General features: G+C 69.7%; 18 protein-coding genes. 10 read left to right on the forward strand and 8 right to left on the reverse strand.

Annotated features, from left to right (window positions below):
• Positions 1-461: 461 nt before the first annotated feature.
• Complete coding sequence (locus IEY89_RS22980) at positions 462-869, forward strand: NUDIX hydrolase (RefSeq protein WP_189149368.1); 408 nt, start codon at positions 462-464, stop codon at positions 867-869.
• A gap of 287 nt (positions 870-1,156) precedes the next feature.
• Here the strand turns inward: IEY89_RS22980 and IEY89_RS22985 are convergent, their stop codons facing one another.
• Positions 1,157-1,486: a hypothetical protein gene (locus IEY89_RS22985; protein ID WP_189149369.1), complete on the reverse strand. Its 330-nt coding sequence runs from the start codon at positions 1,484-1,486 to the stop codon at positions 1,157-1,159.
• Between the two features lie 199 nt (positions 1,487-1,685).
• On the opposite strand from IEY89_RS22985, the gene IEY89_RS22990 reads away from it, so the two are divergent.
• The gene (locus tag IEY89_RS22990) at positions 1,686-2,051 is read left to right on the forward strand and encodes a hypothetical protein (protein WP_189149526.1); all 366 of its coding nucleotides are present in this window, start codon (positions 1,686-1,688) and stop codon (positions 2,049-2,051) included.
• A gap of 116 nt (positions 2,052-2,167) precedes the next feature.
• On the opposite strand, the gene IEY89_RS22995 is transcribed toward IEY89_RS22990, so the two are convergent.
• Positions 2,168-3,733, reverse strand: coding sequence for a right-handed parallel beta-helix repeat-containing protein (locus IEY89_RS22995; protein ID WP_189149370.1), 1,566 nt, complete (start codon positions 3,731-3,733; stop codon positions 2,168-2,170).
• A gap of 297 nt (positions 3,734-4,030) precedes the next feature.
• Here IEY89_RS22995 and IEY89_RS23000 point away from each other — a divergent pair, with 297 nt between their 5' ends.
• Positions 4,031-4,891: a calcium-binding protein gene (locus IEY89_RS23000; RefSeq protein WP_189149371.1), complete on the forward strand. Its 861-nt coding sequence runs from the start codon at positions 4,031-4,033 to the stop codon at positions 4,889-4,891.
• A 163-nt stretch (positions 4,892-5,054) separates the two neighbouring features.
• Here the strand turns inward: IEY89_RS23000 and IEY89_RS23005 are convergent, their stop codons facing one another.
• A complete protein-coding gene (locus IEY89_RS23005) occupies positions 5,055-6,893 on the reverse strand; it encodes a lysyl oxidase family protein (RefSeq protein ID WP_189149372.1) in 1,839 nt (612 codons plus the stop codon).
• A 165-nt stretch (positions 6,894-7,058) separates the two neighbouring features.
• Positions 7,059-8,771, reverse strand: coding sequence for a sigma factor (locus IEY89_RS41530; RefSeq protein ID WP_189149373.1), 1,713 nt, complete (start codon positions 8,769-8,771; stop codon positions 7,059-7,061).
• Positions 8,772-8,976: 205 nt separating this feature from the next.
• Here IEY89_RS41530 and IEY89_RS23015 point away from each other — a divergent pair, with 205 nt between their 5' ends.
• On the forward strand, positions 8,977-9,390 hold the full coding sequence (locus IEY89_RS23015) for an SsgA family sporulation/cell division regulator (RefSeq protein WP_189149374.1): 414 nt from the start codon (positions 8,977-8,979) through the stop codon (positions 9,388-9,390).
• A 45-nt stretch (positions 9,391-9,435) separates the two neighbouring features.
• The gene (locus tag IEY89_RS23020; protein ID WP_189149375.1) at positions 9,436-9,675 is read left to right on the forward strand and encodes a hypothetical protein; all 240 of its coding nucleotides are present in this window, start codon (positions 9,436-9,438) and stop codon (positions 9,673-9,675) included.
• A 225-nt stretch (positions 9,676-9,900) separates the two neighbouring features.
• Here IEY89_RS23020 and IEY89_RS23025 read toward each other — a convergent pair whose 3' ends face one another.
• Complete coding sequence (locus IEY89_RS23025) at positions 9,901-10,860, reverse strand: ABC transporter substrate-binding protein (protein ID WP_189149376.1); 960 nt, start codon at positions 10,858-10,860, stop codon at positions 9,901-9,903.
• 404 nt (positions 10,861-11,264) lie between these two features.
• Here IEY89_RS23025 and IEY89_RS23030 point away from each other — a divergent pair, with 404 nt between their 5' ends.
• The 4 genes from IEY89_RS23030 to IEY89_RS23045 all read left to right on the forward strand — a co-directional run bounded on the left by IEY89_RS23030 (position 11,265) and on the right by IEY89_RS23045 (position 16,113).
• Positions 11,265-14,513 (forward strand): sensor histidine kinase, encoded by a 3,249-nt coding sequence (locus IEY89_RS23030; RefSeq protein ID WP_189149377.1) that lies wholly within the window; start codon positions 11,265-11,267, stop codon positions 14,511-14,513.
• Positions 14,510-14,986 carry a roadblock/LC7 domain-containing protein gene (locus IEY89_RS23035; RefSeq protein ID WP_189149378.1) on the forward strand — a complete coding sequence of 159 codons (477 nt, stop codon included), beginning with the start codon at positions 14,510-14,512 and terminating at the stop codon, positions 14,984-14,986. Before IEY89_RS23030 ends, IEY89_RS23035 begins: the two co-directional genes overlap by 4 nt.
• 97 nt (positions 14,987-15,083) lie before the next feature.
• Positions 15,084-15,527, forward strand: coding sequence for a DUF742 domain-containing protein (locus tag IEY89_RS23040; protein WP_189149379.1), 444 nt, complete (start codon positions 15,084-15,086; stop codon positions 15,525-15,527).
• A complete protein-coding gene (locus IEY89_RS23045) occupies positions 15,514-16,113 on the forward strand; it encodes a GTP-binding protein (protein ID WP_189149380.1) in 600 nt (199 codons plus the stop codon). Before IEY89_RS23040 ends, IEY89_RS23045 begins: the two co-directional genes overlap by 14 nt.
• 97 nt (positions 16,114-16,210) lie before the next feature.
• On the opposite strand, the gene IEY89_RS23050 is transcribed toward IEY89_RS23045, so the two are convergent.
• The 3 genes from IEY89_RS23050 to IEY89_RS23060 are packed head-to-tail and all read right to left on the reverse strand — an operon-like array spanning position 16,211 to position 18,779.
• Positions 16,211-16,879, reverse strand: coding sequence for an ABC transporter permease (locus IEY89_RS23050; protein WP_189149381.1), 669 nt, complete (start codon positions 16,877-16,879; stop codon positions 16,211-16,213).
• Positions 16,876-17,598 carry an ABC transporter permease gene (locus IEY89_RS23055; RefSeq protein WP_189149382.1) on the reverse strand — a complete coding sequence of 241 codons (723 nt, stop codon included), beginning with the start codon at positions 17,596-17,598 and terminating at the stop codon, positions 16,876-16,878. The genes IEY89_RS23050 and IEY89_RS23055 overlap by 4 nt, the downstream gene beginning before the upstream one ends.
• A complete protein-coding gene (locus IEY89_RS23060) occupies positions 17,595-18,779 on the reverse strand; it encodes an ABC transporter ATP-binding protein (protein WP_189149383.1) in 1,185 nt (394 codons plus the stop codon). The genes IEY89_RS23055 and IEY89_RS23060 overlap by 4 nt, the downstream gene beginning before the upstream one ends.
• Before the next feature lie 216 nt (positions 18,780-18,995).
• On the opposite strand from IEY89_RS23060, the gene IEY89_RS23065 reads away from it, so the two are divergent.
• Entirely contained in the window at positions 18,996-19,427 is a 432-nt protein-coding gene (locus tag IEY89_RS23065; RefSeq protein ID WP_189149384.1) for a hypothetical protein, read from the forward strand.
• Positions 19,428-19,523 lie beyond the last annotated feature (96 nt).

A 19,523-nucleotide genomic window follows, 5' to 3' on the forward strand; every position in this document is an offset into this window, starting at 1 on the left:
TGGCCGGACAGCACTGAGTGGTCCGGGAAGGCCGAAAGGTTGCCGCGCTCGCGAAGATTCACAGAAACCTTCTCCACTGGTTCAAGGCCCACGGACGGCCCGGGCCCGCGCCGTCGGCACGAATTCAGAGGGAAAGCGACCACGGCGGAGACACGCGGTGGAGGAGGAGCCGGGCAACGGGAGTCTCATCAGGGGTTGCCGGCTTGCGACAGAGGGACGGGGTCCGGCGGTGACGACACGTCACGATCGGGCAGGCGTGCTGCGAGGAGAAGCCGCCAACACGTGGCAGACACGTGCGGGGGACCACGGGGAGCACCGGCGAACCACTCGACCGTTCACCAGGCCCCGACACCGCTCCGTCGCAGGTCAGCCGGAAAACAAGGCCTGGATGCCCTTGGTTCCCAAGCCCAGCGTGCGGACGGCGCTGACACAGACGATGCCCTCCGATACGGTCCGGAGCCATGGCGAATGACAACGGTGTGCCGGAGAAGGTGGCGTGGATCCTGGTTCGGGACGATCGGGTGTTGGTGACGCGTAGTCACGGCAGAGATCGCTTCTACTTCCCGGGTGGTCATCGTGAGCCGGGCGAGTCCGACAGCGAGACCCTGCTGCGGGAGATCGACGAGGAACTGCGGGCGACGATCGACCCCGGTTCCATGGTGCACTTCGGCACTTTCGAGATCGGCGAGGGCCATCCGGATCACGACCCCTTCCGGATGATCTGTTACACCGCCGCTCACCGCGGTGAGCTGACCCCGTCGAGGGAGATCGCCGAGAAGGCGTGGTTCCGCTACGCCGATCGGGACCGGGTCTCGGCCGTCGACGAGATGGCTTTCGACGCGCTTCACGAGGCCGGGCGGCTTTCCTGAAAAAGGCCGTCCCACGGAGAGGGACGTGCACAGGTACAAGCCGTATCCGGCGCCCGATCTGCTTGCGGGTTCGAGGGCTGCTGGACCTGCGCGCATATGTACCTGGTGGCCTGTCCCCCGTGCGCCGAAGGGGAGTTGGAGCCGCTCAGCTGGTGAGACTCCGCCACTGACGAGGACGCCGCACCCCGCGTGCCCATGCTGGCCGATACCAACGGCCCCGAGCATCGGCCCCGCCCCACGAGCCCGGCGGACCGGACGCGTCAACCACTGCCCGTCCTCCACCCCGCTCAGGGCGAAGGTACGAAACCTGCCGACTGGTCGAGGTGGAACGGGGACCCGGGATCCGTCGGGGTCCAACCCTCGTGCAGGGCACGGCCGATGGCCCCGGCGACGTCGGACGGCAGGACGGGCTTCGCCTCGCGGCCGAACCAGTCGCTCGGGTGCGGCTGGTCGGTGGTGACCAGGAGCGTTGTTCCAGAAGTGTCCGCGTGCTCGACCGCATACGTGCACGGTGTCCAGGACAGGGCCTGGGAGTAGGTCGGCCAGCGCCGCAGCCGCCAGCGGTAGGCCGTGCCGTCGACGACAATGCGCCGTGCGCCCTTGCGACCCAGCGCCATGACTCCCGTCTCCTGTCCCTCGACACGGAGGATGTCGGCGAGCCGGCTTCGGTCGCCGGTGTCATTCTCCGTCCCGTTCGGCGTCGTTCATGCCGGTGAGGCGAGGTCGGCTGTCACCGGTCCGGCGGCGACTCGGCACCGGGCGGCGCGCCGCCCGAAACGACTGCGAGTTGTCTGCCCGGCCCGTATGGTTTCCGCCATGTTCGAGACGATCCGTTGGCGCTGTCACGTCCACGCGAACGACCGCCGCGCCGCCGAGCGGGTGGTTGGGCGTCTTGCGGCTCGGTTGGATCGTCCCGTTGAGATCGAGAGCTATGAGCGGTACTGCAGGTTCCCCGAGCTCGCCGTGTTGCGGCTGGTATCTCCGCTCGGGTGCCCTACTCCAGAACATGCGCTGATGGCCGTTCTCGAGAGCGCGTGGAAGATCGCGACGCCCTGGAGCCTCGGCGACCAAGGACCGGGCAACCACCATGAGTTCGAGGGCATCGCGGCTGCCAACATCGGTGCGCGCTTCAGCGTCCCGGGCATCGAGTGGATGGAGTTCCACGTCACCGATCGGACGTGAGCGCCGTAAGTCCAATGGGCCCCCGGTCACCCCCAGGTCCGCGACCTGAAGGCGCCGGGAGCGTGTACGCACAGTCTGATTCAGCCTCGTACGAGAGACGGGAAGAGGCGGCCCCCCTACCCCCCGAACGTCACCCCCAGCCGCCCGTCCGAAGCGAACGACCAGTGCAGGGCGCCCGTGTACGACGAGCACCTCGGCCCGTTGCTCCCCGACCAGAACTGGTTCGTCGTGTCGGAGTTGCCGATGATCCGGTCGTTCGTGCCGCCGGCGCCGCGGCATGACGTGTTCGTGCGGAAGACCGATGTGCCGCCGTCGAAGTTGAAGTTGCGTTCCGTGCTGTCGATGCTGACGTTGTCCGACACCGTCATCGTGCCGGGGTTGCTGTTCCAGGTGAAGCCGTGTTTGCCGTTGTCGTAGGCGATGCTGCGGCGGACGGTGTGGTTGACGGCGATGTCGTCGCCGCCGAGCTTGTAGCCGTTGCGGTCGCCGTTGCCGGCCTGGGAGCCGTCGGTGAGGGTGCCGTTCCGGTAGGCGAGGGAGTCCTCGATCGTCACCGGGCCGATGGGGCCGGTGTCGGTCTTGGTGTAGAGGTCCCAGCCGTCGTCGATGTTGTGGTGCGCGACGCAGTAGCGGAAGACGTTGCCGGAGCCGGTGGTGAGCTTGGCCGCGAAGCCGTCCGCGTCCTCGCCGTCCGAGTCGGCGTTGTCGTGGGACTCGGCGCTCAGGATCAGGTTGCTGGCCGGCCAGTTGGCGGCCGGGGTGGTGGAGGCGATGCGGCCGAGCTGGAGTCCCGTGTCGCGGTTGAAGCGGGTCACCGTGCGCTCGATGACGTTGTTGCTGCCGCCGACGTAGATGCCGTTGTCACCGGCGCGTTCGACGACGAGGCCCTTGATGTGCCAGTGGTTGGCGTTCAGTTGGAGGCCTCGGTTCGATGAACTCTCCGTCTGCGCCGAGAAGTTGAGGACCGGGGTCTCGCCCGGGTAGGCGGCCAGCGTGGTGCGGGCGGAGGCCGTGCCGTTGTTGCCGGCCGGGATCGTGACCGTGGAGGCGTGGTGGTACGTGCCTCCGCGGACGTAGATCGTTCCGCCCGCGGTGATGCGGCTGATCGCCGAGGTGAGGGTGGTGGGCGCCGACGACGTGCCCGCCGCACCGTCGGTGCCGGACGGGGACACATACAGGGCGGAGGCCGTCGGCGGAGGTGTGGTGCCGCCGTCCGGGACGTTCGCGTCGAGGTGGTCGATGTTGGGGAGGCCTGCGGCGGCCGTCGGGTTGAGGCGGACGGTGTTGCTGCCCGCGACCACCGGCACGGTCAGGGTCTTTGTCGTCCATCCCGTCCACGTGCCGGTGCCCTCGAAGGTCGCCGTCGTGACCGTCGTGCCGTTCACGACGACGCTCACGGCGCGGGCGGTGGTGGTGCCGTTGGCGAAGCGGACGCCCAGTGTCGCCGTGCCCGATGCGGGTGCGGACACGGTGAACTGGGCATACGAGCCAGCCGAGTTGGTGCCGTTGCAGAATCCGCTGCCGGAGTAGCCGTTCCAGTCGGAGTCGATGGTGCCGGTGCAGACCGCCGGCGCGGTCTCGGCCTCGTACCGCGTGGTCGCGGCCTGTGCCGTGGTGCCGGAGAGCGCGACGAGGGTGCCTGCCAGCAGGCCGACACACGCCATGACGGGTCTCAGTTGCATCGTGGTTCTCCATCTCCAGGGCGGTTGGATCGGTGAGGGATCAGTTGCCGGACCGGATTGGAAAGCGCTTTCTCCCGGAAGTTAGAGGGGCTGTCCTGGGCGCGTCAATAGACGCGTACTTGATCGTCGTTCACATGCGTGGACGCTCGGGAGGGTGTCGGGCACTCCACCTGCCCGAATGTTTGGCCGTCCGCTTGTGCGGGCCGACACAACCCAGGGCGCACTCCGGCTGTCTCACATGGCGTCACGGAATTCTGAATTGCCCCAAATACCCATGTGACCCTGGAGGTTACGCAGATGTTCTCTTCCCCCACCGGCCGTCGGACGACCCGCGCCGCATCGGCATCGGCGCTCGTGTTGGCCCTCGGCGCCGGCCTGGCGGCCGTTCCGCTCGCGCTGGCTGGGACCGCCGGTGCCGCGACGCCGTCCGCCAAGGCCGAAGTCAGCTTCAACGACCGGGAGTTCACCTACACGGCCGCCGCCGGCCAGACCAACAAGGCGACCGTCACCGAGTCCAACGCCAACGCCACGGACATCACCTTCGTCATCGACGACGTCGTTCCGATCAGTGTCGGGCGCGGGTGCGTCTACCCCAGCGCCGCCGACCACACGAAGGTCGCGTGCACCGTCGTCACCGAGGACAGCCAGAGCCCGTACCAGATCATGCGGATGTACCTCGGCGACGGCAATGACGTGGTCGACTTCACCAACAAGAGCAACGAGACCTACCTCACCACCGCGTTCATCCTCGGCGCGGGCAAGGACAAGCTGACCGGCCGGGGCAGCCTCGCCGGCAACTTCGTGGACGGTGGGACAGGCGACGACACCATCAACGCGGGTGACTCGTTGCTCGCGGACGGCGGCGACGGCAACGACACCCTCACCTCCTCCAACGGGACCGCGCAGGGCGGCAAGGGCAACGACGTGATCCGCGGCACCGCGGGGGCCGAGGACCTGCGCGGTGACGACGGCAACGACACGATCTACGGCGGCGCCGGCAACGACCACATTTCCGGCGGCAAGGGCAACGACGTCCTGTACGGCAACGCCGGCGTCGACTACATCTGGGGCAACAGCGGCAACGACAAGCTGTACGGCGGCGCCGGCAGGGACGTCCTCTCGGGTGGCCCGGGCACGAACGTCGTACGTCAGGACTGACGGTCAGTCCCGACGGTCGTAGCACGTCACAGGGCTGAGCACACCTGGCGCGCACGCCGCGGAGGCCCCGGATTCACTCCGGGGCCTCTGGTGTCGGGGCAGGCCTGGTCGGACGTACGGGATCGAACCGCTGCCTCGGCCAGGCGGGGAAGGCCCGAGTCGGTTACTTCACGTCGATCAGGTCGTGCGGCGGGACCGTCACCGTCCGCGCGCCCTCGGTGCCGCCGAGGATCACCTTGCGCAGGGCGACGTTGTTGTTCAGGTCGGTCTCCTGGAGGCGCTTCTCCGGGTTGGCGATGACCTGGATGTAGTACGTGCCGTTCGGGAGGCCGGTGATGTCGAAGGACTGGCCCGGGCGGTACTGGGTGTACGTGTCACCGGAGCCGACGTCCAGGACCTCACGTACCGAGAGCGAGTTCTTCTCGCCGCACGCCGTCGACAGGTCGGTGTTGTACGGGTGCCAGTTGGCGTTCTTCACCGTGTAGTCGATGGCGTCGGTGTTGGCCAGGCAGAACGCCTCCTTGCCGCTGCGCACCTCCTTGGTCTGGTCGGCGCTCAGGAGGCGGTAGCTGGCGAAGTCCGTGAAGTGCCAGTGCTCGTGGCCGATCCGCGGGTCCCACTCCATGGTGCCGGTCGGTGTGTAGCCGACCTGCTTGCCGTTCGCGTCGTAGAAGTACTGGTAGGCGTCCATCAGGCCCTTGCCCTGCTGGCGGAAGCCGTCCACGACGAGCGGGGCCGGGCCCGCGTTCCAGACGTTCGCGCTGAACGCCAGGTAGTCCTTGCCGGGTATGTCCCCGTCCTCGCCGTCCGTGATGGCGATGTCCCACGCCGGCAGTGAACGCAGGTCCGGCTTGGGCACGTTCGCCGGTACGCCCGCCCTGCCCGTGGGCCGCTTGGCGGCGGCCTTCAGCCCGGGCGCGACGCGCGAACCGTCGGTGTGGCCCGGACCGTCCCCCAGGTGATGTGCCCTGCCCCGGTCCACGAGCGCGTTGGGCAAGGCCGGGAGGGTGGGCATGTCCGCACCGCGCGGACCGTAGTGGTGCGACGCGAGCGGGGCGGAGGGCTGGCCCGCCTGAGCCGCATCGGCCCCATGGGTTCCATGGGTTCCATGGGTTCCATGGGTTCCATGAGCTCCGTGTCCTCCTCCTTGGTGGGCGGAGGATCGTGCGGTCCGGCCCTCTCCACCGCCGCCACGGGTGCCGCCGCCTTCCTCGGTCGGCGGCAGCACCGTCACCTTGATGGTCGGCTGGTCATTGGGGATGCCGAACAGGTCGCGGTACACCTTCCCGACCGACACCTTGGCCGTGTACTCGCCCACCGGCAGATCCACCGGCTTCGCGTAGTCGATCACGCTGGCGTTGGTGGCCCAGCCCTTCTCCACGCCCCACACGCTGCCCAGCGTGAACGGGTTGGTGGAGCAGCCCTCCGGGAAGTGCGAGGTCGCCGGGGCGTCCGGGCGGATGCGTCCGGAGGCGTTGTTCGGGCAGAACGTGCCCTTGTTCTTGGCGACTTCCTGTCCTGCCTCGTTCCTGAACGACACCTCCAGGAAGCCGGGCAGGCCCGTGAAGTCCTTCACCATCCCGGGAGGCAGTCTCTTCGCCGTTGCCTTGCCGCCCTTGCGGATGATCTGCTCGGCGATCACCGGGTCCTTGTACGACTTCCGGGTCACCTTGAACTCCAGTGGTACGTCGTCCACGGTGATGTACGTTGCGAGGTCCAGGTAGACGCCGGGTTCCCCCTCCCAGCGTTCGGCCGTCACGGAGTCCGTCGCGGCCAGGAGCCTGAGCTTCGGCTTCGTGGGCGCGGCGCTGGAAGCCGCCCCGGCCCCGGGCGCCGCTCCGGCGACGGACACGACGACGGCCAGCGCCGCCCCCGCGGCGAGCGCCGAGTGCTTTACGCGGTTGTTGCTGCGCCGGCTGTCGCCATTGCCGGTGTTCGTGGTGGTACTGGTGGTGGTGCTGTGCTGCTGAGTGGTCATCGGTTCCTCGTCGGCCAGTGCCATGGTCAAGTGGCATCGGACTGGACACAGCCCACAACCGGCCGACATACGCACGGACGCGCCCCAACGCGTCCAGACCGGATCTGTGAGCAACCTGTGAGACAGGCGAAGCCGTGTCCGGGTTGCTCGGCGAGGAAAAAATCAACCGAAAGCGGTGCGACCGCCCGATCAGCAGCCCCCGGGGTCAGGCACCGGGATCTCCTCAGCAGGGTCGGGATCCACGGGAGTTGGGGCAACCGGGTACGGGTCAGGATCCGGCACGGGGACAGGGGCCGGGTCCACCACAGGGGGTTCCACGACCGGAGGTTCAACCACCGGGGGTTCTGCAACGGGGGGTTCCACGACCGGAGGTTCAACCACCGGAGGTTCCACAACGGGAGGCTCAACCACCGGGGGTTCCACCACCGGAGGCTCCACCACCGGAGGCTCCACCACCGGAGGCTCCACCACCGGAGGCTCCACCACCGGAGGCTCCACCACCGGAGGCTCAACCACCGGAGGCTCAACCACCGGGGGTTCCACCACCGGAGGCTCAACCACCGGAGTCTCCGGAGGCACAGGCCCCCCAGGCGTCCCGCCCACCGGCGGCACCGGCCGCACGGGTGGCACCGGCTTCTCGACCGGAGGTTCCGGCACCGAAGGCTCGGGCTCGGCCGGCGTAGTGGGAGCAGGCACAGGCGATACAGCCGCACCCGTACCCGTGGCAGTACCCGCACCTCCACCCGTGCCGGTACCAACACCGCTGCCGCTCCCCCGAGTCACCGTGTCGGCCGAAGCTACCCGCGCCTCAGCCGACAGCCGATCCGGCACCGGACTCGCCTTCAGCGGCACAGGCATCGTCACCGGCTCGTCCGCCACCGGCGCCGGTGCCACCGGCCTGCCCGCCAGCGGAACCTGGGACCGTTCCTGCAGTACGACCTGCGGAGAGGACAGCGCGAGGGTGACCACGACGGCCGCAGCCGCCGCCCCCGTGCTCAGCGCGAGCGCCTTGGGCATCTTCGAGCCACCGGCCACGGCATGACGCACCGCGTGTACCGCGTGCAGCGCGCCCCCACCGCCGTGCCCGGCCGCGACGGAGGCAGCGGTCGACGCGCCGACGGACCCCGCCGCGAACGACAGCAGATACTTCCCCGCACCGCCCACCAGCAGCACCAGCAGCGCCGGACCGACGAGCGCGGGCAGCCGGTCGTTCGTGCGCATCAGCAACGCGAGTCGGTGGCGACAGTCGTCGCAGGTGTCCGAGTGGGCGAGGATCTGGTCGGACTGACGGCGGGTCGCGGCGCCGCGTACGTAGGCGGGCATGCGGACCCAGTACGGCTCGCACGCCGTGTTGTGCGGGACGCCGGGCTGCTCGCGCAGGAAGGCCTGGCGCATGCCCTCGCGGGCACGGTGGAGGAGTACCGCGGTGGCGCCCTCCTTGGTGCCGGTGCCGATCTGGGGGCCGATCGCCGCCAGGGGCTGGCCCTCCGCCTCCGCGAGCCACAGCGCCTTGACCCAGCGGTCGGGGAGTTGGCCCAGTACCCGTACCAACAGGTCGACCGAGGAGACCTGTTCGGCGGGGTCGTCGACATGCCGGCCCTGGGAGACCACCCGTTCCCCGCGTTCCGGCCTGTCCTGTGGATCCTGCGGGGTCTCGCGCGCCGAGTTGCTGCCCACGGTGGCCGCCAGGTGCCGGACCGTCGTCATCAGGTACGCGGGCACGTTGTCGATCTCGTGGCCCGCCGACAGCCGTCGCCACACACGGAAGTGCGCCTCGGCGACCAGGTCTTCCGCGGCCCAGCTGCTCTTGGTGAGCGAACGCGCATAAGCAACGAGACGCGGCTGCTGCTCCTCGTAGATGCGGGCGTACGCGTCGGTCGCGGTGGCGGTGTTGTCAATCATGGGCAGGAACGCTCCAGTTACCTGCGGATGGGTCAGTGGGGACGAGTTTGTAAGGCTAGATGACAAAAAACTCAACTAATTACAGAAGGTGATGCACGTCACATGGGGTAGCTCCCGTAACGGCGTAATGCCCGGGCACTACCGAAGGTCGAGAGGGCAGCTCGGCACCACTGGCCCAAGGCCTCACCCGGACGGGAAGACGATCATGTACAGAACCCTGGAGCTGTCCGCACGCGCCCGCCTGATAACCCCCGGTTACCAGGAGCTTCCGCTCACCGTCACCCTGCGCTACGACTCCGCCGACCCGCTCGCCGTCCACATCGACTTCCCCGTCGAGGTCTCGGTCGACGGCGAGGGAGTGACGTGGACCTTCTCCCGGACGCTGCTGGACGAGGGGCTGGACAACCCGGCGGGGATCGGCGAGGTCCACCTGTGGCCGTGCGGCCCGACGCGCACGGTCGTGGAACTCCACTCGCCGCACGGGCTGGCCGTGGTCCGGTTCCGTACGGCGCAGCTCCAGCGGTTCCTCCACCGCTCGTACGGGCTTGTCGCGCCGGGCATGGAGGACCTGGGGCCGGCGGTCGAACGCGGCCTCGCCCTGCTGCTCGGCGGGGTCTGAACTCCGTACCGGCGGCGACTCGGTTCACGAACCGCCGAAGGTGCCGTGCTGACACTCATCACCCGGGACGCCCTCGAAGAGTCCCTGCCGCGCCAGGGCGGAGTGCTGCGCCGGAGCCGCGCGGAGAAGGCCGCCGAGGACGAGCGCGTACGGGTGCTCGGCGCTCTCGTACCGGGTGAGAAGACGCGAGGTGATCCGGGCGGACGCTCCCGACATCGTCCGGCGGCGGAGAAAGCTCGGCGAATCCTCGCGACCCTGCTGACGGCCGATCAGCGGGTGGCTTGAGCAGGAGGCCCGAGCGGGAGGCCTGAGCAGGAAGGCTGAGCGCAGAAGGCCCTACGTCACGCTCGATGACGGGCGAAGCATGTCCGCCCGGCGGGCAAGGTGTTCGACGGCGCCGTACTGGTTGTCGGCGGCCCATACGGCCGCACCGCCGACGAGCGCGATCGGCTCGGCGACGGTGCGGGTGGTTCCGTTCAGGTGGTTCCGTTCGGGTGGTCCGGCGGAATCTCAGCCCAGGCCTGCCGACTTGAGCCAGGCCTTGGCGACGTCCAGCGGGTCCTTGCTCTCCAGCTGCACCTGGGAGTCCATGTCGAGCAGGGCCTTCGTGTCGAGCTTGGCGGAGACGGCGTTGAGCGCGTCGATGCCCTCCTGGGAGAGCCCGCTCTTGTAGACCAGCGGGGTCACGTTCGCGAATCCGAAGAGGTTCTCCGGGTCCTGGAGGACGACGAACTTCTCCTTGAGGATGGTCGGGTCCGTGGTGAAGATGTCCGCGGCCTGCACGGTGTTCTTCTTCAGCGCGGCCTGGGTCAGCGGGCCGCCCGCGTCGAGGGCCTTGAAGGACTTGAACTTCAGCCCGTACACCGACTCCAGGCCGAGCATGCCCTGTTGGCGGGTCTGGAACTCGGGCGAGCCGCCGAGAACCAGTTCCGGCGCGATGTCCTTGAGGTCGGCGAGCGTGGAGGAAGCGGTGAGGTTGTACCGCTTCGCGGTCTCCGCGTTGATCGTGACGGAGTCCTTGTCCTCGGCCGGCGACGACTCCAGCAGCGTGAGCTTGGAGTCGAGCTTGGCCTTCGCCGCGGCGTTCACGGTGGCGAGCGAGGTCTGCGCGGCCTTCGCGTCCAGGTAGGCCAGCAGCGAGCCGTTGTACTCCGGCAGGACGGTGATGGAACCGTTCTTGAGCAGGCCGTACGTGGTCTCGCGGCTGCCGATGTTGGGCTTGTAGGACACCTTGATGCCCTTGGCCTTCAGGGCCTCGCCATAGATGTCGGCGAGCAGGATGCTCTCGGCGAAGTTGTTCGAGCCGACGACCACGGTGTCACCTGCCGCCTTGTCTCCGGCGAGCGGGTCGGACGTGGCGTCGGACGAGGAGGAGCATCCCGCCAGCAGGACCGTCACCGCCCCGAGGGCGACGACCGCCGCACCTGGATGGCTCCTGCGGGACCTGCTGCTGTGGGCGTTGGTAGTCACGGTTCCCGTTCCGAACTGGGGGAGTTGATGAGAGCTCAGATAATCTCTCCTGATCCAATCCAGCCACTTCTTGATCAGTCAAGAGGAACCGGGTTACCGATTGACCTCGATCCGTGATCGCTTGCGCGGGATTCGGAGGAACACCGGTCGTACTGTCCGGCAGGCCCCCAAGTGGCCCCCGTATACCGCTTCGTGATGGATTCTTGACGTAGGGCGACACGCTCGCCCGTTCCCAGACGGGATAGTCTCGCCGGAGTTGGCGTCCGCCACAGCGATAGGCGGGGGCCACAGCGGTGTGCGGGGGCCGCTTCCGTATCGTTCATATTCGGACATGTGCGTGCAGAAAGTCGGCATGCATGCGAACCTCCCTTGCACGCCTGCAACACCTTCTTGAAGGAGGCCCGGTGTCCACGAAAGAGGTGGACGCGTCAGCCCGGTCGGCATCCTCAGCACCGACGTCCGCACGCCGGGGACTGCGGGGATTCGCCGACCGATGGCCCTTCCAGCGCAAACTGAACGTACTCGTCGGTATCCCGCTGACGGTGATCGCGCTGATGCTGACGTACCTCATCGTCGACCTGGTGCAGGAGGCCGAGCGCGCGGAGGACGCCGCCCGACTGGTGCGCGACAGCACCCAGGTCGCGCAACTCGTCTCCGCGCTTCAGGACGAACACCGGCAGGCCATCCTGCTCTCCGTGCGGCACGAGGCGTCCGTCGGCGGCGGCGCCCCCTCCACCGAGGCCTACCGGCAGACGCAGGCAGCCGTGGACGCGCAGGTACGGAAGGTGGCCGACACGTTCGGCGACCGGTTGCCGGACACCGAGGTGCAGGCCCTCAAGGAGGTCCAGGGCCTGACCGGCCTGCGCGCCACCATCGAGCAGGGCTATCTGCCCGCCACCAACATCGACCCGGCGTACTCGGGCGCGGCCGACGGCCTCATCGACGGCCTGGGCCTGGACCGCGACGCCGACCTCGCGACCACCTTCACCGGTAACCTCCTCGACTCGCTGCTGCGCGCCGACGCGGCTCACGGCGCGTACGAGACCGGAGTGTTCTCCGCGCGGACCGGCGACAGCAACGCGCTCATCGAGTTCACCGGCGCCGTCGGCTCATACCAGCTGTTCACCTACCAGGCCGAGCGGTTCGGCCGGTTCGCCACCGAGGCACAGGCCGACGAGTTCGGCGGTATCGAGCACAACGCCTCGCAGGCCTCGATCAGCCAGCACTACGCCGAACTGGCCGTGGATCCCAGCGCGTTGCAGGCCGAGTCAAAGGCCCAGATCCGGGCGGCGTTCCGGACGGCCCTCGCCTCCACCCCCGCCTACAGCGCGCAGGCCGAGACCCGGCTGAAGATCACCTCGTCGCTCATCGACCAGATCGCCGACCGGGCCGACGACACCGCGGCCGGCTCCAAGGCGCGCGCGGGCCTGCTGCTGACCCTGGCACTCCTCTGCTTCGCCCTGTGGATCGCCTTCTCCATCCTGGTCCGCCGCTCCGTGGTCCGCCCGGTGCTGGCGCTGACGGGAGCCGCCCAGGAGGTCGCCGACGTGGCGGGCCGCGAGCTCGCCCGCGTCGCCGACGACGACGCCGAGGAGTCCGGCCCCCCGCGGCTGCGTCAGCTGCCGGTCACCGCGGACGACGAGATCGGCGAACTCGCCGAGGCGTTCAACAACGTGCAGACCACCGCCGCCGCACTGTTGGAGCGCCAGGTGCTCAGCCGGCGCAACGTCGCCGAGATGTTCGGCAACGTCGGTCGCCGCGTCAGCAACCTGACGACCCGTCAACTCGCCCTGATCGACGCGGTGGAGCGCGGCGAGACCGACCCCGCGCTGCTCGAACGTCTCTACTCCATCGACCACATCGCGGTCCGCCTGCGCCGCAACGCCGACAGCCTGATGCTGCTGGCGGGCATCCGGGAGACCGTGCTGGAGTCCGGGCCGACCGCGCTCACCAACGTCGTACGTGCCGCGCTGGGCCAGATCGAGGGCTTCCAGCGGGTAGGACTGCGGGCCGCGAGCGAGGCCATGGTGGAGCCCGACATCATCGGTGACCTGACGCTGATGATCGCCGAACTCCTGGAGAACGCCGTGTCGTTCTCGCCCAAGGACAGCCCCGTCGAGGTGGTGGTCGGCTCCGACCACGACAGCGCGACGATCACGGTCGCGGACCACGGCCTGGGCATGAGCGCCGAGCGCCTCGCCGAGGAGAACTCCCGCCTCGTGCGCCGCGAACGCCTCGACGTCGTCCCGACGAAGGTGCTCGGCCTGTTCGTCGTCGGTGCGCTGGCGCGCCGCTGGGACATCGACGTCACCCTGTCCCGTACCCCGGGCGGCGGCGTGACCGCCGAGGTGCTGATCCCGTCGACACTGCTCCTGACGGCGAGTGAGCCGGCGCCGGCGGGCCGGCTCGGCTCCCCCGACGCACCTGCCCCGGCCGCCGCGCTCGCCGCTCCGTCGGCCCCCGCGGCCGGCCCCTCCCCGTCGTCCACGGCCCCGTCCACGGTCCCGTCCTGGGCCACGCACGAGGACGAGGCCACCGCGCTCCCCCGCCGGGTCCCCCGCCGCGACGCGTCCCCCGGCGAACAGGAGAGTGAGGCTCCGCTGCCTCCGCCGTCCGCCACCGAGGACCCGGCGAACCCGGCAGACCCGACGGACCCGGCACGCGACACCGCCACGACCGTGACAGGCGTCTCCGCCGGCACCGACGCGGCCGGTCCCCTCGCCCTGGCGGGCGATGCCGGTTCCACCAGCCGTACGGCTGCGACCGGTTCCTCCGGCGACCCGGCCGAAACCGGTCTCTCCGCCCGTACGGCGAACTCCACGCCTCTCGACATCCCCGCGCGGCCCGGAACCCCGGCCACCGCCACCACCACCGGGGCCGAGCCGGGGAGTTCCGCCCCCCTGTCGGCGTCGGCGGCCGGCGCCGGCCTGTCCGCGCCCGGGACCATGGACGACGGGTCCGGAATCCCGGCGCCCCGCGCCGCCGAGCCGACGCTCCACACCCGCGCGGAAGACCGACCCGGGGCCCACGCCCGTACGGCGGAACACGCCACCCCCGCCGGTACGACGGAACCCTCGCAGGCCCACCCGGCCGGATCCCGGCCCGCCGCCCGCGCGACGGAGCAGTCGCCGCACGGCCACCCGGCCGCCGGCCCCGAGAGCGGTCTGCTCCGTGCCGCGGGCAGTCCCGGTGACTCCGCCCGCGGGACGGAGCAGGGTGCCGCCGACCACGGGGCCGACCCGTCCCGCCTCACCCGTCCCGGCGGTCCCCTCTCGGCGCAGGCCGGGGGAGACCCGTTCGCCGTCGGTCCCGACGGTTCCCGTCCGCTGCGTCGGCGGGTGCGCGGGGCGACACTGCGGACGACCGCCGACGCCGGCGCCCAGCAGGCCGCACGGCAGGCCGCCCGTCCCGCCGACGCGGACGCCGTACGCGATGCGCTGGAGGAATTCGAGGCGGCCGTGGCCCGCGCGCACCGCGACACCGGCGAACACCTTCGCCCCACCGCAGACCCGGCCGCGCGCCGGAACGAGCACCGCCGCGACGTTTCCCCCGCCCCGACCGACCCGACCGACCGGACAGAGCCGTCCGACCCGATCAGCGTCGGGGACACCCCGCACCACCAGAACCACCTTCCGGAAGGAGCCGAGCAGTGAGCACGTCGACAGGTGAGACTCCCGCCGGAGACGCCAGGCCGACCGATCTGCGGGCCGCCGCAGACGACTTCACCTGGCTGCTGAACCGCTTCGCCACCGAGACCGCAGGGGTCGTGGACGCCATCGCGGTGTCCTCCGACGGGCTGCTGATCGCCGTGTCGGCGCTGCGCGAGCACGCCGACTCCGAACGGCTGGCCGCGATCGTCTCGGGCATCACCAGCCTGGCCGCGGGCGCCTCCGGCAACTACGGCCTGGGCAGCCTGAACAAGGTCATCATCGACCTGGAGGGCGGCCATCTCCTGGTCTCCGCGATCGGCAGCGGCGCCGTGCTCGGTGTGGTCACCGGCAAAGAGGCCAAGCTGGGCAACATCGCCTACGAGATGACGGTGTTCGCCAACCGCGCGGGCACCGCGCTCAGCCCGCAGCTCGTCCTGGAACTGAAGAACACCGTCGGCGCCACACGTCTGGACTGAGCGCGTGCCACCGCGACAAGCCGTGGAAAACCGTGAAAGCCGGGAAAGCCTGGAAAGCCGTAGAGACCGCAGAGAGACGTAGAGAGAGCGAAGACCGATGGCGGACGGCCGCACACCGCGCGGGGACGGCGAGGGCGGCGTCGCACCCGTCGGCCCCGCACCCGCCGTCCGGCCCTTCCTGGTCACCGCCGGCCGGGTCGCGGGCGCCGCGGGCGAGGCGTCGGCCGGCCGGACGATGCCCGTGGAGACCCAGCTGGTGGCCACCACCAACGGGCTCGACGCGCTCCACCGGCTCTCCTTCGAACAGCACGACATCGTCGCCGCCTGCCGCGTACCGCAGTCCATCGCGGAGATCGCGGCCAGGCTGCGGCTGCACCTGAACGTGGTGCGGGTCCTCGCCGAGGACCTCCGGACGGCGGGGCAGTTGTCGGTGCACGTGCCCGACTCCGGCGTCACACACGACGCATCCGTTCTGCGCAGGGTTATCGATGGCCTGCGGGCCATCCCCGACTCCCGGAGGGTACTCCGTGACACCGACTGAACCGCTGGTCCGCGCCTCGGCCGGACAGGCCGCCGTACGGCCGCCGTTGCCGGTGAAACTGGTGATCGCCGGCGGCTTCGGCGTGGGCAAGACCACCGCCGTCGGCTCGATCTCCGAGATCGAGCCACTGACCACCGAGGCGGCCATCACCGAGGTCGCGGCGGGCGTGGACGACCTCAGCCACACCCCGACCAAGACCACCACCACGGTCGCGATGGACTTCGGCTGCATCACCATCGACCCGACCCTGAAGCTGTACCTGTTCGGCACGCCCGGACAGGAACGGTTCGGGTTCATGTGGGACGACATCGTGGAGGGCGCGGTCGGCGGGCTGGTCATCGTGGACACCCGCCGGCTCGACGACTGTTACGCCGCCGTCGACTACTTCGAGCACAAGCAGATCCCGTTCGCCGTCGCCGTGAACGCCTTCGACGGCCAGACCGCGCACACGCTGGACGAGGTCCGCTGGGCCCTCGACGTGTCCGAAGGCGTTCCGCTGCTCGTCTTCGACGCCCGCGAGCGCGGCTCGGTACGGGATGCCCTGCTCGTCGTACTGGAACAGGCGCTGGCCCGCTCCGGCGGCTGACCGGGGGCGTGACGAACAGGGCACGACAACGGCGGTGCGGGGGAACGACCTTCCCCCGCACCGCCGTTGTCGACGATCCCCAGTTGCTCCTGAACCCCTAGCTGCTCCTGCGCACTCCCGGCGAGACCGTGAGCTTCGTCGCCGCCCAGAAGACGGCGAGCGTCGCGAGTGCCATGCCGGCGACGAGGGTGGCGCCGCCCACCACCTTCTCGTAGTCGTGCTGGTAGAGACCGTCGACGATGTACCGGCCGAGGCCGCCGAGGCTGACGTACGCGGCGATGGTGGCCGTGGAGACGATCTGGATGGCCGCCGAGCGCATGCCGCCGAGGATCAGCGGGAGCGCGACGGGCAGTTCGACGCGCAGCAGGATGTCGGACTCGCGCATGCCCATGCCCCGCGCGGCGTCCACGGGAGGCGGATCCACGGAACGCATCGCCTCGTAGGTGGTGACCAGGATCGGCGGTACGGCGAGGACGACCAGCGGGATCATCACGGGCAGCATGCCGAACCCGAGCGCGAGGGTCGTCACCACCAGCAGGCCGAAGGTGGGCAGTGCGCGGCCGGCGGTGGCCACCAGGGAGAGGACGTTGCCGCCCCGCCCGTAGTGACCGGTGATCAGGCCGATCGGCAGCCCGATCGCGGCGGCGATGGCGAGCGCCTCCAGGGAGTACTGGACGTGCTCCCACAGCCGGGTGGGAATGCCGTCGTAACCGTGCCAGTGCGCGCCGTCGCTGAAGAAGGCGTTGATGAAGTTGATGACGTTCACCGGGCTGCGTCCTCCAGGGCGGGCACGGCCGGCTCGGGCCGGACCCCGGCGGGCCTGGACTTCGCGCCGCGCGTGGCGCTCGGCATCCAGGGGGTGAGCAGGATCCGTACGCCGACCAGCGCCGCGTCCGCGAGCACCGCCAGGGCGGCACTGGTGATCACGGAGTTCCAGGCGAGTTCCGGCCGGTTGTAGATCTGCGCGTCGTGGAGCAGGTTGCCGAGCGCACCCTGGTTGCCGATCAGCATGCCGACGCTGACGAGGCTGATGCTGGACACGGTGGCCACCCGCAGACCGGCGATGATGGCGGGCACCGCGATCGGCAACTGGACCTGGACGTAACGGCGTACGGGTCCGAAGCCCATGGCGGTCGCGGCGGCGAGGGTCTCCTGCGGGACCGACCGGACACCGTCGACGATCGCCGGCACGAGGACGACCAGGCTGTAGACGGTGAGCGGGATCATCACCGTCAGTTCGGTCTGTCCCGTGTAGTCGATGAGGACGACGAAGAAGGCGAGGGACGGAATGGCGTAGAGCACGGTCGTCAGCCACAGCACGGGCGGGTACAGCCAGCGCAGTCGCACGCACAGCTGGGCCAGCGGGAGCGCCAGCAGCAGCCCGCCCAGCACCGGCAGCAGGGCCTCGCGCAGATGGAGCCCGATGAGGCCGAGCCAGTCGTGCTGGAGGTCGCTGGGGATGTCGAAGAAGCGGTTCCAGTTCACCTGACGACCTTCTGCCCGCTCTTCCCGCTGCCCCCGCCGTCCTCTGTGGTCGGCCGCTCCGCACGGCCTGCCGAGTGGGCGTGGGCGTGGGCGCCGCGGATGGCCTCGCCGATGGCCGACTGCGAGACGACCCCGGCGGCCCTGCCCTCGGCGTCCACGGCGACCGCCCAGCCGGTGGGCGACAGGACGGCACAGTCGAGCGCGGCCCGCAGCGAGTCCCGTCCGGCGACGAACGGCCGTCCGTACGGCAGCAGTTGGCCGGCGTCGACCTGTCCGGCCGTCAGCTTGCCGGGCTCGCTCCAGCCGAGCGGACGGCCGTCCAGACCGGTGACGAGGAGGTAGGGGGCCTCGGTCGCGCCACGGGCGGCGATCTGCTCGGCGGTGGCGTCGACGGCGACGATCGGGGTGGTGAGCGGTTCGAGTCCGCCGGAGGAGAAGAACGACAGGCGCCGGATGCCCCGGTCGGCGCCGAGGAAGTCCTCGACGAACGCGTCGGCGGGGTCGGACAGCAGCTCGGCAGGCGGCGCGTACTGGGCGAGCCGGCCGCCGGTGCGCAGCACGGCGACCATCGTGCCGAGCTTGACCGCCTCGTCGATGTCATGCGTGACGAAGACGATGGTCTTGCCCAACTCCTCTTGAATGCGCAGGAGTTCGTCCTGAAGCCCCTTACGGACGACGGGGTCGACGGCGGAGAACGGCTCGTCCATCAGCAGCACGGGAGGATCGGCGGCCAGGGCACGTGCCACGCCGACGCGCTGCTGCTGGCCGCCGGACAACTGATAGGGGTACCGCTTGGCGAACGAGGCGTCGAGCCCCACCCGTTCCATCAGCTCCCGCGCCCTCGCGCGGGCCTTGTCCTTGCTCCAGCCGAGCATCCGGGGCACGGTGGCGATGTTGTCGACGATCGTGCGGTGCTGGAAGAGTCCCGCGTTCTGGATGACGTAACCCATGGACCGGCGCAGGGTGTTGACCGACTGCTGACGGCTGTCGACACCGTCGATGAGGATCGTGCCCTCGCTGGGCTCGACCATCCGGTTGATCATCCGCAGGGTGGTCGTCTTGCCACAGCCCGAGGGGCCGACAAGGACGGTGATCGAACGATCCGGTATGTCGAGGGAGAGCCGATCGACGGCCACCGTGCCGTCCGGATACCGCTTGGTGACTGAATCTATCCGTATCAAAACGCCGAATACCCTTCGGGTCTGGCTGTTTCCGCCCACTCTCGACCAGCTGAGTTCCGGGCCGTTTCGGGGAGAGTCTAAGCCTCGTACGTTTCGGACGATTTCACGGGAGAGCCCAACAACCGAGTGTGTGTCAGGTGGGCGCCCACTCAATTCTCTGCGCGCCCTCTTCGAGGACCTGTACGTTCCCTCCCATGACCGACAACCGAAAGGGCAGTGCCGCGTAGGCGCCCCTCCGCCCTGCGGGCCGAGATCCCCGTCCGGCGGCAGCACCGGCAACACCGACTGCGGTACGCCACGATCGACCGGCTCTCCGGTTCCTGCACGGCCGACATCCGCCGGCTCGAACTGAGCCGCCACCTGCCGGAGTCGACGGCGGAGGCCTTCTCGCAGTGGAAGGCTCTGGCGTACGGGCCGCTGCGCCTGCTCGCGGAGCCGTTTCCGGCGCAGGCGTGCGGTATCCCCGGATGCTGGTGCTGCCCGGGGTACTTCCGCGACCACCTCGAAGAGGTGCTCCACGGCCTGCCCAGAAAAAGCGCCCGCGAACTGCGCGCGCTCGTACGGTCGTTGGACCGCACGATCCTGGACCGGGCGAGGATCCTGCGAGCGAACCACCCCGACGAGACCTGGTGGCGAGGCCAGTTGTGAGAGGCGTTCCCTGGATCGTTGATCTCGGCGCCCGTTCCGGGCCTCACCCGGAAACGAGCCATGGACAGCACCAGAGGCGACAGGTGCAGCCGGAGT

The sequence above is a fragment of the Streptomyces lacrimifluminis genome (assembly GCF_014646095.1).
GTDB lineage: Bacteria > Actinomycetota > Actinomycetes > Streptomycetales > Streptomycetaceae > Streptomyces > Streptomyces lacrimifluminis.

Bases quoted from the DNA above. Each gene is read 5' to 3' on its own strand.
- IEY89_RS22980 (WP_189149368.1), top strand. From the start codon at position 462: ATGGCGAATGACAACGGTGTGCCGGAGAAGGTGGCGTGGATCCTGGTT.
- IEY89_RS22985 (WP_189149369.1), bottom strand. From the start codon at position 1,486: ATGGCGCTGGGTCGCAAGGGCGCACGGCGCATTGTCGTCGACGGCACG.
- IEY89_RS22990 (WP_189149526.1), top strand. From the start codon at position 1,686: ATGTTCGAGACGATCCGTTGGCGCTGTCACGTCCACGCGAACGACCGC.
- IEY89_RS22995 (WP_189149370.1), bottom strand. From the start codon at position 3,733: ATGCAACTGAGACCCGTCATGGCGTGTGTCGGCCTGCTGGCAGGCACC.
- IEY89_RS23000 (WP_189149371.1), top strand. From the start codon at position 4,031: ATGTTCTCTTCCCCCACCGGCCGTCGGACGACCCGCGCCGCATCGGCA.
- IEY89_RS23005 (WP_189149372.1), bottom strand. From the start codon at position 6,893: ATGGCACTGGCCGACGAGGAACCGATGACCACTCAGCAGCACAGCACC.
- IEY89_RS41530 (WP_189149373.1), bottom strand. From the start codon at position 8,771: ATGATTGACAACACCGCCACCGCGACCGACGCGTACGCCCGCATCTAC.
- IEY89_RS23015 (WP_189149374.1), top strand. From the start codon at position 8,977: ATGTACAGAACCCTGGAGCTGTCCGCACGCGCCCGCCTGATAACCCCC.
- IEY89_RS23040 (WP_189149379.1), top strand. From the start codon at position 15,084: ATGGCGGACGGCCGCACACCGCGCGGGGACGGCGAGGGCGGCGTCGCA.